Source organism: Thalassoroseus sp., from assembly GCF_984380535.1.
Map to the genome: position 1 here is coordinate 199,763 of NZ_CFHRBF010000011.1, position 12,341 is coordinate 212,103.

Genomic DNA, 12,341 nt, shown 5'->3' on the forward strand with positions numbered 1-12,341 from the left:
ATTGAGAGGCAGTCGACGTATGTGGTGTTTTGTCAACAGTTTTGGATTGTATTTAAGGTCACATTTGCTTTGGCACTCAAGTTGCCTCACTCTGGTCTGCGAATTGCAGAATGTATTCACCCTTAGTCGCTCATCCCATTGTGAATGGAGTGCTCAACTTCCGCAAGGATTTTCAACTCCGAGTTTCCCACCGATTTCAGTCCTCAACGACGGCAGTATCCCCAGACTTCCCATGGCTAACCCACCCGACTGGCTTTCCGAACTTGCAAACGCTGTTGCCGGCGATATCCTGCCGGTCGACATCCTCGCACCGGTGGGATGTCATTATTGGACGAACGGTGCAATCTGGGAGGTGACGTTATTCGTCTCCAAAACGGAAACTCAGGGCGGAGCCTGTGACGGGCGGCTGAGTTGGTCACGATTCACCTTTGATATCCAATCCTTGTACAGACTGTTCGACTCCATTACCTCGCTACAATGGCAAGCGTTGCCGTTCGACGACGATGACGATTTCGGTGCTCATCTGTTGTGTGAGGGGATTTACGAGGGAGAATCCGTCAGTCTGCGTGTGCTTTCCCGACCACCAGAACGGTTCGAAGTCGGTCGAACTGCCGATCCCTACGGTAACAAGTTGAATGATGAATGGTGATTCAACCGGCCGGTTCTGGCGGTGAAGTTCAAATTGTGCCTGCACGTCGTCTATGATGTTCTCCCGATTCGCCGTGGATGACGCACGGCTTGAATACCATTGTGTGTTTTGGGGAACGTGACTGTGGCCGAACGTATTCAAGTGTCCCGCGTAAGCGAAATTCCGCCGGGAACCAGCCGAGAGGTGGTCGTTCGCGGGCGTGTCGTCGCGATCTTCAATGTGGACGGTGAATTCCATGCGCTCGACGGCGTCTGTCCACACGCTGGCGGACCGCTCGGTGAAGGAGCGTTAAACGGCAACATTGTCACCTGCCCCTGGCATGGCTGGCAGTTCGACGTGACATCGGGGCAACATTGTCTCAATCCGAACTTGGTTCATGCTAGCTTTCCCACGAGCATCGAAGACGAATACATCGTCCTCGAGTTGCCCGATGCTTAGGTTGATGAAGAAAAAGCGTTCCGATGTGCATCCTTGCACCGCTAGCAAGGCCGAAATGTGAACACCGGGGATCGTAAAAAAATGATTTCGCAGGGGGTTCCGAATTGTCTTTGCCGAAGTGAGTTTCCTATACTATCGATAGATTGGAGTATTTTGATCTGTCGGTGGGAGCCTTGATGAAACGACTTTTGCTCTGCTGGAGCGTTTTGGCATGTGTTTCTAGTGTCGCGTTTGCAGAAGACGTGACCTGGACACGGCTGGAACTGACGCCGAAATCGATCACGTTACGTGGCCCGAACGCCAAGCAACAGCTGTTGGTGACGGCGTGGGCGTCGGATTCTCTCCGGAAAGACGCGACCCGCAACACGGAATTTCTTTCGGATAACCCGCAAATCGTTCGTGTGGATGCTAGCGGATTGCTGCAACCTGTCGGCAATGGCACGACCACCGTCCAAGTTCGCCACGCTGGTCTGACGGCCACGGTTCCTGTGGAAGTCATGCAGTCCGAACATCCATTACCCGTGGATTTCGAACGCGACGTGCAACCGATTCTCACCCGCTTCAGTTGTAACGCCGGAGCCTGTCACGGTAAGGCCCGTGGCCAAAACGGGTTCCAACTTTCCCTGTTAGGGTTCGACCCGAATTTCGATTACGACGCGCTCACGAAAGAAGCCCGCGGCCGCCGCGTGTTCCTGCCCGATCCGTCGCAAAGCTTGCTTCTCACCAAACCGATCGCCCGCACACCGCACGGTGGTGGCAAACGCCTCGATCCCGAAGGCGAGCACTTTGAAACGCTCACGCGTTGGGTGCAATCCGGGGCACCGCGAGAACTTCCCGGTGTGGCGAAGTTGGAAAGGATCGAGATTTACCCCACCGAACGCATTCTGAAGAACAACGATTCGCAACAACTTCTCGTGACCGCGATTTACACCGACGGCACACGTCGAGATGTCACGCGACTCAGTTCGTTTCAGTCGAACGAAGCCGCGATTGCATCGGTCGACGAAAACGGAATCATCACCGCTGGGCAACTGACCGGCGATGCGGCTGTGATGGCGCGGTTCATGGACCAAATTACCGTTTCGGAAGTCGCCGTCCCGCTGCCGGGAAAAGTACCGCCAGAATTCTACACCGAGTTGCCAACGCAGAATTTCATCGACGGTCTGGTCTGGGACAAACTCCAGAAGCTCGCATTGAAACCTTCAGAACCGGTCGCCGATCACACGTTTCTGCGTCGGGTTTATATCGACATTATCGGTCGTACCCCAACCGCCGACGAAGCGCGGGCATTCCTTGAGGATCCATCACCAAGCAAACGTAGCGAGTTAGTTGACGATTTGTTAGAGCGTCCCGAATTCGCTGAACACTGGGCGAACAAGTGGGTCGATTTGTTGCGACCGAACCCGTATCGCGTCGGCATCAAAAATACGTTGAATTACGACTATTGGATTCGGCAAAAGTTCCGCGAGAACACGCCCTGGGATGAATTCACGCGGGAACTGCTCACCGCTCAAGGCGGCACATTCCGCAATGGTGCCGTCACACTTTTCCGAGACCGCCGCGAGCCGGACGAACTGACGACGATCGTTAGTCAACTGTTCCTCGGCGTGCGACTCGACTGTGCGAAGTGTCACCATCACCCGTTCGAAGTGTACGGGCAAGACGACTTCTACAGCTTCGCGGCGTACTTCGCGAAAGTCGGTCGTAAAGGAACCGGGTTATCGCCGCCGATCTCCGGGTCTGAGGAGATTATCTTCACGGCGAGCAAAGGCGAGGTAAAACATCCGCTGACCGACGAGGTGCTTCCGCCGAAGCCGTTGTTTGGCGAACCGGCGGAAATTCCTGCGGGAACTGATCCACGCGTTAAATTGGCCGAGTGGATCACCTCGGACGAAAACCCCTTCTTCGCCAAAGTGATGGCCAACCGCATTTGGGCGGACCTGATGGGCACCGGCATCGTCGAACCCGTCGACGATTTGCGTGGCACGAATCCACCCGCCAATAAACCGCTACTCGATGCTCTCGCGAACGATTTCCGCGAAAGCGGGTACGACATCAAACACCTCGTCCGCCGGATCGCGAACTCATATGTTTACAGCTTGAGTTCATTGCCGAACGATCGCAATTTCGTCGATACCCGCAATCATTCGCGGTACTATCGACAACGGTTGCGGGCGGAAGTGTTGCTCGATTCGGTCGCCCGCATCACTGGCAAACCGAACTCCTTTTCCGCGATGCCGGATGGTTCACTCGCCAAAGAAATTTGGACACACCGCGTGAAATCCGATTTCCTCGATGCCTTCGGTCGCCCTGACCCCAACCAAGATCCACCCTGCGAACGCACCAGCGACACAACCTTGGTCCAGGCCCTTCACCTGATGAATTCGCGGGACTTGGCGGCGAAAATTACGAGCGACAGTAGCCGGGTCGCGGAGTTGGCCGCCAGCGACAAACCCGTCGAATCCCTCATCGAAGACCTGTACTTATGGGTGTACGCGCGATTTCCTTCCGATCAAGAGCGACAAATCGGCGTAAATTTATATAATCAAGATGGACAAACCCGCCGAACGGCGACCGAAGATCTCCTGTGGGCACTGCTCAACACGCCGGAATTCGTCTTCAAGAACTGATTCCCACCTTCAAACCCTGCCGAGGCTCCCATGCCAATTCATCGAAACTGCGAGGGAATGACTCGCCGAAGCTGCTTGCAACTCGGTCTGACCGCACTCACCGGCGGCGGACTCGCACATGCTCTGCAGCTGAAAGCTTCTGCCGCTCCCACTGTGGAATTTGCCGCCCAGGCAAAAAGTTGCATTCTGATCTGGCTTGATGGCGGTCCGTCGCACTACGAAACCTTCGACCCAAAACCGACCGCGCCAGCGGAAATTCGGGGCGAGTTCTCGGCGATCAACACCAGTGTGCCCGGCGTGCATTTCTCGGAGCACTGCACGAAACTCGCAGCGATGATGGACCAGATCGCGGTCATTCGGTCCATTCGACACAACCAAGGCAACCACGGGGCCGGCAACCACTACATGATGACCGGTGCACCGCCGCGAATTCCAGTGGGTTGTGGAGCATTCGTCAGTTTCCATCCGAGCTTAGGGTCCGCGACGGCTTACCATCGGGGTAACAACGGCGGTCTGCCGGCGTATTTCTCGATGCCAAGTATGTCCCGATCGGGTGGCCCGAACTTCCTCGGCGCAAAGTACGCCCCGTTCGTGGTTTCGGATAACCCATCCAGTTCGAACTTCCGCGTGCGAGACGTCGCTTTGCCCAACGGTTTGACGAACGAACGCTTCTCCAGTCGGACTGACCTGCGAAAACTCGTCGACCAATTGCCCCGCATGAACGAAGCGGCCGCGTCCGATCCGGTGCCCGCGTTGGATGAATACTACGAACAAGGCATGGATTTGGTGACTTCGCCGGAAGCTCAAGCTGCGTTCCATATTCAAAGCGAACCGGACGAACTGCGAGACGAATATGTCCGCGACGGATTCGGCCAACGTGCGTTACTTGCTCGACGATTGGTCGAAGCCGGTGTGCCGTTTATCACGCTATACGAAGGCGGTTGGGACCATCACCGTGGTCTGTTCGACTCGTTCAACAAGCGGATGCCGAAGGTCGATCAAACGGTCGCCACCTTGATTCGCGATCTCGATAACCGGGGTATGCTCGATTCGACACTCGTCGTGATGCTCGGCGAATTCGGTCGCACGCCGAAGATCAACAAAGACGCCGGTCGCGATCACTGGTCGAATGCGATGTCCGTCCTCATGGCCGGTGCCGGCACACCCGGCGGAACGATCGTCGGTGCCACCGACCGGGCTGGTTATTCGGCCGTCGATAATGTGAAGAGCCCCGAGAACTTCGCGTCCACCATCTACAGCAAACTCGGGATCGACCCGAACACCGTCCTCTACACACCTCAAGGTCGCCCCACGCACCTCGTGACCGATCCGACACCGATCAGCGAATTGATGTAGGGATTAGGATTTAGGGGTTAGGGTTTTGTGGGGTGCATTTAACGCACCGATTCGAAGAGACAACGGGCGAGATATAGTAAATCAATGACACGATCCTACCTGGTCTCTGGCCTCTTGTCCCTCGCCCTCACCGTAACGGCGTTTGCGGAAAAACCGTCTGTGACGGCATTGTACCCTACAGGAATGCAGGCTGGCACGACAGCGACGATAACAGTCGATGGCAAAATCGGTGATCGGCCGGTTTCCGTGTGGTGCAGTCGTGACGATGTCACGATCGAAGTGGATGAGAAGAAAAACGAGTTCCGCGTCACTGCTCCTTCCGAAGCAGTACCGGGGCCGTGTTGGATTCGACTCTACAATGCGGAGGGAGCGTCGTCGGTCCGACCGTTCGAGATCGGCACACTGAAGGAGCTCAACGAAACCGAACCGAACGAAACGCCTGAGAAGGCCAATACTCTGGAATCGTCTCAGATGACGGTCAACGGTCGCTTGGCAAAATCGGGCGATGTGGACACGTTCGCGATTCCCTTGAAGACGGGCGAAACACTCGTCGCATCGCTGGCGGCTCACGAATTCGGATCACCGATGGACGGTGTGTTGCAGGTGCTTTCGCCGGAGGGGTTCGTGTTGCTGCAGAACGATGATGCACGCGGTATTGATCCGCTGTGCGTGTTTACGGCTCCGAAAGATGGCGAGTATTCGGTCCGCGTGTTCGCGTTTCCGGAGGCACCGAATAGCACGATCGGTTTCGCCGGCAACAACACTTATATCTATCGTTTGACCCTCACGACCGGCCCGTTTCTCGATCACGTCGAACCGCTAGCGGTTACGAGTGAAGATACACCGTTGCAAGCAATCGGTTGGAATCTTCCCGCCGACTTTGGTGGATTGATCACTACGCGCGATGCAGCGAAAGCAACAGCCATCGTCTCTCATCCAGAAGCCGCAGGGATCATTCGTGTGCCGATCTTGGCGACTTCGGTTAGCGCGGAATCGAATGCCGGTGAAACCATTCCCACGCCGACATCAATCGGCGGTCGCATTGATCCACCGGGCGAGACGGACGTGTTCAAGTTTGACGCCAAGAAGAACGATACGTTGGTTTTTCGGGCGGAATCGCGTTCATATCGACAGGAACTCGATCCCGTGTTGCGGCTATTGGATGCGAACGGAGCCGAGATCGCCCGCGTCGACGACCCAAAACGCAATGAGTTTGATGCCGTCCTCGAACGCAAGATTCCTAGCGACGGGACCTTCCAGATCGAAGTGTCGGATCTGTTTGGGCACGGCGGCTTGCGATATGCGTATCAGTTGCAGATTGGTCCAAAGCCGCAGGACTTTTCCTTGTCGATCGCGCAAGATGCGTTTGAGTTGAAGGCGGGCGAGTCGCTGAAGATTCCCGTCACGATTACGCGTGAAAACGGTTTGGCGACTGTGCTCGAAATCGCAGCAGCCGGACTTCCGGATGGCGTGACTGCAAAGCCGGTTCGTTCGGAAGGCAAAGGCGATTCCGCGAAGAAAGTCGAACTGGAATTGACCGCCGCGAAAGACTTCGCCGTGAATCAACCGTTTCAAATCGTCGGCAAAACGATCGACACCGACACGGTTCAGGAACACACCGCGACTGCATCTGCTCCGGGTGCGTACTCACCGATCGCCGATCTCTGGCTGACGGTTCGCAAACCGTGATCAATACCTTGGGTGCCACGGCTCTGTGAGCCGTGCGGAGCCATACGCCAGAAAACCACGGCTCACAGAGCCGTGGCACACTCTCTATCTTTGTTCGTTTACGAGAGCATCGTGAGTGGGTTGTCGCGGTTTTCGAGGGGGAACGAGACTGGTTTGTTTTGCCGATGCGATTCGAACACAGCGGCGATCATTTCGATGGAAGCCCGTGCGTCTTCCACGTTGCAAAGTGGTTCGCGGTGGTTTTCGATGGCATCTAACAAGTCGCTGACAATGACCGCGTGTGCGCCACGGTAATCGAAATCTTTGAGCGTCTCCGCTTTACCAGGGCCGTTGGAGGTGATGGGAATCCACTCGGCTTCACTTCTCGCAGCAGACCAACTCGGGCTTTTCAACCAGAACGCCGGATTGAGATAACCCGACTGCATTTCGATGACTCCTTTGCTACCGAAGATCGACAGACCGAACTTCGACGGTCGTCCGCCTGCATCCTTGTGCGAGTTGAAGTAGCCGGTGATGCCATTCGTGAAACGATACATTGCATCAACGCCGTCACCCGTAAGCGGTCCGATACCTTCGGGACCGTCTTTCACGTCGCTCTTAGTCACGCGGTGTCCATCTTGCCGGACTTCGGCAAAACACCATTCGACCTTCCCGCCGATCGCTTGCATCAATTCGAGCGAGTGAGAACCGAGCACCCAAAGATCTTCGCTGCCGCCGCGTCGGTCTTCCTTGCCCCGAGCGCGAATCTCCAACACATCGCCGATTGCCCCGTCTTGCAACATCTTTTTGACGATCGGCAACACTGGCGAATAGTGGGCAATATGGGCGATGGTCAATCGCAGGTGACGCATTTGGCACGCTTGCACAATGTCGTCAGCTTCGGCGAGGGTGCGGGTGAATGGTTTCTCTGTGTAAACGTGGCAACCGTGCTCCAAGGCCGACATGATCATCTTGTGATGCTGATCGATCCACCGCGGACACACGGCGACGATGTCGAGTTTTTCTTTCTCGATCATTTCGCGATAGTCCGCGTAGCCGGTGTCGACCTTCAACTTCTTCAGAGCCGCCTGCAAACCGGATTCATGGGCATCGGCGACGGCCACGATTTCCGTTCGCGGATTGGAAAGCCAAGCCGTGTCCATGCCGTGTCCATAATTTCCTCGTCCCGTATGGCCGATCACTCCGACGCGGTAAGACTTCTTCGATTCGTTAGGCATGAGGCGGCTTCCTCTTTGATTGGGCGAAGATTGATGCGTTCATCATGGCTAGCCAGTTGCATTTTTCCAACCGATTGAAAAGTGGAAGTTGTCGGATGAGTCGAAACCGTTCAGAATAGTCGGAACTGGAACCATCGACCGCAGCGCTCTTCGCGGAATCAAAGCTCATGAATACCAACACCATGAATCAACATATTTGGACCCGCCGTCAGCTTCTCGCACGTGCCGGTGCCGGAGCGGGTTTGTTGGGGTTGGCAGGGTTGCTGCACGACGAAGGCGTGCTGGCGGCGAGCAATTCGACGAGTCGCTCACTCAATCCGATGGCTCCCCAGGAAACGCACTTCCCGCCAAGTGCGAAACACGTGATTTGGATCTTCGTCAACGGCGGGCCGAGTCAGGTCGATACCTGGGACTATAAACCCGCGTTAGAAAAGTGGGACGGTAAATCGATCAAGGAATTCGACGAAAGCTTTAAAGACACGACTGGCTTTTTCAAAAATGCCGTCGGCGGGTTGATGAAGTCGCCCTTCAAGTTCACACCACGGGGCGAGTGTGGCAAACCGGTTTCGGAAATCTTCCCGCATCTGGGCGAACACGTCGACAAGATGGCGTTCATTCATTCCGGCCATACGGAATCGAACAACCACTCGCCGGCGTTGTTCATGATGAATTGCGGGTTGCCTCGCATGGGCTTTCCGTGCGTCGGTTCCTGGGTGACTTACGGACTGGGTAGCGAAGCTCGCGACTTACCGGGGTTTGTGGTCATGAGCGATCCCAAAGGCCGCGGGTTGCCGAAAGGTCACGCCGCGAACTGGGGAGCCGCGTTTTTGCCGGGCGTGTATCAGGGCACGCATTTGAAACCGAAGGGGCCGCCGATCGAAAACCTCTCGCCCCCAGCGAGCAGCACACCGACCACACAGCGAAACCAACTCGATTTTCTCAAGAAGATCAACGAAATGCATCGCGAGCAGTTCGCCGCCGAGGCGGAACTGACGGCTCGAATTCAGAGTTTCGAGCTGGCCTATCGGATGCAATCCGCCGCACCTGAAGCGATCGATCTGTCCGCTGAACCCGAACACATTCAAAAGTTATACGGTTTGAATCAAGAGAACTGTGGGCACTTCGCGGCTCAATGTTTGACGGCACGACGCATGGTCGAACGGGGCGTGCGGTTTGTGCAGATTTATTCCGGTGGGATGGAAAATCAACGTTCGTGGGACGGTCACGCCGACATTCAGGGGAATCATTCGCAATTCGCCGGGGAGACCGATCAACCCGTCGCCGCACTACTGACTGACTTGGCTCAGCGGGGGTTGTTGAATGACACCTTAGTCGTCTGGTGCGGTGAGTTCGGTCGATTGCCGATTGCTCAGAAAGGTGCGAAGCCCGGTCGCGATCACAATCCGCATTGCTTCACCGCATGGCTGGCGGGCGGCGGTGTGAAAGGCGGCGTGAGTTATGGTTCGTCGGACGAGGTCGGTTACAAAGCCGCTGAGAACAAAGTCCACGTGAACGATTTGCACGCCACGATCTTGCACCTCTTAGGCATCAATCACGAGCAACTTACCTATCGCTACAACGGTCGGCGGTTTCGTTTGACCGATGTCGCCGGTCATGTCCTGCACGACATCATCGCGTGAATTTTCTTTCCGGTATATAGGCAACGTTCTTGGATATCAGCGGAAAGGCATCGACAAAAAAAGCCCCGGATTGGTTATCCGAGGCTTTGGAGATTCATCGTCAGTGACAGGGCGTCATCAATCGCGGACGTCGATGTCACCGATCGTGTATTCTTTCTCGCTCATCCGGCCTTCCATTTCGTAGGCAGATTCCCAGTTCGCTTCGAACATTTCGGAACTTCCGCCTTCTTGCTCGTAAACACGTTGGCAGTTAATGCACAGCGATGTGAACGGTAGGGCTTTCAAGCGTTCGATCGGGATGGCTTTATCGCACATCTCGCATTGCCCATAGCGGCCAGTGCGAATTTGCTGAATGGCTCGCTCGATTTGCTTTAACTCACGGCTTTCCAACTCCGCGATGTGAGTATTGAGCTCGTCAGATTCGCCGTCCAGGGCGGCATCACAGACATCACCGCCACGTTCAAGGCCGACATCCGAATCTTGGGAACGTTCAAACTCGCGGAGGAGCTTTTTCCGAAGAGCGTCGCGTTTGCTGGTCAAACGCTCGTGAAGTCGGAGCAATGCATCTTTTCTCGCCATGAGTGCGTTCCTTCCTCCGGCACGCATCACCGTAAAGTTCGTGATTTCGTGCGTCGCAGAGACGTGTATTGGAGAAATGGGGGGTAGACCATGAAATATAGGTCTGACAAAACAGGAAGGAAATTTATGAAACGCAAAATTTTTCTGAAAATCACAAATCACTTCTGTTTTGTTCCATACTCCGTTTCACATTTCATACGTTGCTGACGAAGGAAATGTTGACAAAAACAGATGCGCAGAGCGAAATTTTCGGATTCCGCGTTTCGAATAGCAGTTCGTTCGGGAGAATCGCGTTTGGAGAGGATGATCGGGTTATGACGATTGCGAATTCGTCATACCAGGACGGCGGTCGACTGGCGAATGCGGACCAACTGGGTTTGTTGGGTTCCTAACTTGATGCAGGGTATATGGTTGTGTTCAATAACGCCAGTGTGCGTTGAGTATGTGAACACATCGTCATTGTCTGACATCCAGATATTGGGACTCTCATCCCAGCCACGAGCCAGGACCAAGCGGTGTCGAGGGGCATCCCAGATTGCCGCCGCCCATTGTCCCCACAAGTAACGGAAGGCAGCCGGGCCACGTGCTTGGTAGAACTCCAGCAACTCCCGCGGAACAAGCCCGTCTTGGGTCTGTTGTCCAGATTCCCCCCATTGGGGACAGCCTAAGACGGTCGCACAGAGCGTACCATCCGCATTTTGAACCGGCTGACGCTCGGGGAGTGTCGCAAGATCATACCGCGTGTGAATCATTGCAGCTTCGCCAAGCAGAACCATCCCGTTTCCGGTTCCAGGTTCCATACGCTGCAACACCGCTTCGACTCGTGTGGAATCGATTCTTTCACCATCGTGTCGAATAAGACCGGCCATTTCCGCCATTATCTTTGCTCCGATTCCCTAAGTCGTCAAAAAAGTACGAACTTGACTCGGGAAACGATAGGTCGCAGTACTCATTCGTCAAATGACTCGTGACTTACCTATTTGAAGAAATTGGAAGCGCTGGCAATCAAGATACCTGAAACGGATATTAGATCTAGTCAAAAGTTCAAAAGTGTACAAAACTAGGGGATTCCCCGGACGATTTTTGGGCCAATCCACTGCGTGATACGGATCGGAATTTTTTGCCAGATGCGGATTGCGAGGCGAAACTTTCCGTTGTCGGGACGCATCTCTCCAGGGTCACCCTTTCGAATAAGAGACTGCCAAACTGCGGGGCATTCCTGAGCACCCCACTGCTTCTTGAAGCGATATGTTCCGCTGTCGATCGTGCTGCGACCGAAGTCGAAGGTGTGCTGTCGGCGTTCGACGCTGCGACACAATTGATGCCAATACATTCGCATATTGACGCCGGTCGGGTTGAAGTCGCGAATGGTGCTGGCACTGGGCACCTGCGTTACGCCCGGCCCATGCACCAATAACGCGGCCGATGCCAACTGCCCATCAAAGTAAACACAGCAGATTTCTGCATTATCCGGGAACGCATCCAAGATGCCTGCGAACAGGGATTTCGGAAATGGCGGCGTGCCGAGATCTCGCATGTTTCGACAAAAGACCTGATAGAAATCGTCGAGCAACTCCTGACGACCCCATACGACGACAAAGCGTTTATCGTTCAGCGGTTTCCGAACCTGGCTGCGAACCTTGGATTTCAAGTCCGTCCAAAGTTGCTCGGTCGTTTCCGGCAAGGCCAAACGCATGTGGACTTTGGAGGTGTTCTCGGCGTTCAAACGTGGATGGTTGTGTTTCGTCTCGTGACGTAGTTCCAAGGAGCGGACATTAAGTTCATCCGCCAACTGAGTTGCGTGGTCGATCAGGGATTCGGCAATCTCTGCGGAGTCTGCCAAGACACCGCCGCTATTGAGATAGGGGAGACTCACGAGAAATCGTCCGAACAGCCATGTATCGAGCAACGACAATGGCAACACGCCCCCGATACGGCCATTCACATAGGCCGTAAGAAAGTACGGCTGTTGCCCCATGCTCCGCTGAAAGATCGCGGGCCATTCACGACGCAACATGAAGCCGAGATAACCATGAGACGAAACGTATTCGTCCCAATCCGCCGGAGCAATCTGCGAGACAACGATTTTGAGTTCTGATGAGGCCATCGTCGGAGGAGCAATTCGCAAGGATGTCATGTGTGA

10 protein-coding genes are annotated in these 12,341 nt (G+C 55.0%); 6 read left to right on the forward strand and 4 right to left on the reverse strand.

The features are described from left to right. Positions 1–232 precede the first annotated feature (232 nt). From AC5DDB_RS16725 to AC5DDB_RS16745, 5 genes are all read left to right on the forward strand, one after another. Positions 233–649 carry a hypothetical protein gene (locus AC5DDB_RS16725; RefSeq protein ID WP_491740886.1) on the forward strand — a complete coding sequence of 139 codons (417 nt, stop codon included), beginning with the start codon at positions 233–235 and terminating at the stop codon, positions 647–649. Between the two features lie 123 nt (positions 650–772). Further along, positions 773–1,087: a Rieske (2Fe-2S) protein gene (locus AC5DDB_RS16730; protein WP_491740887.1), complete on the forward strand. Its 315-nt coding sequence runs from the start codon at positions 773–775 to the stop codon at positions 1,085–1,087. 176 nt (positions 1,088–1,263) lie between these two features. Beyond that, a complete protein-coding gene (locus AC5DDB_RS16735; RefSeq protein ID WP_491740888.1) occupies positions 1,264–3,717 on the forward strand; it encodes a DUF1553 domain-containing protein in 2,454 nt (817 codons plus the stop codon). Positions 3,718–3,747: 30 nt separating this feature from the next. Continuing rightward, on the forward strand, positions 3,748–5,073 hold the full coding sequence (locus AC5DDB_RS16740; protein WP_491740889.1) for a DUF1501 domain-containing protein: 1,326 nt from the start codon (positions 3,748–3,750) through the stop codon (positions 5,071–5,073). 84 nt (positions 5,074–5,157) lie between these two features. Then, the gene (locus tag AC5DDB_RS16745) at positions 5,158–6,762 is read left to right on the forward strand and encodes a PPC domain-containing protein (RefSeq protein ID WP_491740890.1); all 1,605 of its coding nucleotides are present in this window, start codon (positions 5,158–5,160) and stop codon (positions 6,760–6,762) included. A 98-nt stretch (positions 6,763–6,860) separates the two neighbouring features. Here the strand turns inward: AC5DDB_RS16745 and AC5DDB_RS16750 are convergent, their stop codons facing one another. After that, on the reverse strand, positions 6,861–7,979 hold the full coding sequence (locus AC5DDB_RS16750; RefSeq protein WP_491740891.1) for a Gfo/Idh/MocA family protein: 1,119 nt from the start codon (positions 7,977–7,979) through the stop codon (positions 6,861–6,863). Between the two features lie 167 nt (positions 7,980–8,146). Between AC5DDB_RS16750 and AC5DDB_RS16755 the strand changes: the two genes are divergently transcribed. After that, positions 8,147–9,619: a DUF1501 domain-containing protein gene (locus AC5DDB_RS16755; RefSeq protein ID WP_491740892.1), complete on the forward strand. Its 1,473-nt coding sequence runs from the start codon at positions 8,147–8,149 to the stop codon at positions 9,617–9,619. A gap of 117 nt (positions 9,620–9,736) precedes the next feature. On the opposite strand, the gene AC5DDB_RS16760 is transcribed toward AC5DDB_RS16755, so the two are convergent. The 3 genes from AC5DDB_RS16760 to AC5DDB_RS16770 form a co-directional block, all read right to left on the reverse strand. After that, a complete protein-coding gene (locus AC5DDB_RS16760; protein WP_491740893.1) occupies positions 9,737–10,198 on the reverse strand; it encodes a TraR/DksA family transcriptional regulator in 462 nt (153 codons plus the stop codon). A gap of 332 nt (positions 10,199–10,530) precedes the next feature. Beyond that, positions 10,531–11,076, reverse strand: a complete 546-nt coding sequence (locus tag AC5DDB_RS16765) for a class II glutamine amidotransferase domain-containing protein (RefSeq protein ID WP_491740894.1) — start codon at positions 11,074–11,076, stop codon at positions 10,531–10,533. Between the two features lie 182 nt (positions 11,077–11,258). Continuing rightward, positions 11,259–12,335, reverse strand: a complete 1,077-nt coding sequence (locus AC5DDB_RS16770) for a FemAB family XrtA/PEP-CTERM system-associated protein (protein WP_491740895.1) — start codon at positions 12,333–12,335, stop codon at positions 11,259–11,261. Between the last annotated feature and the right edge of the window lie 6 nt (positions 12,336–12,341).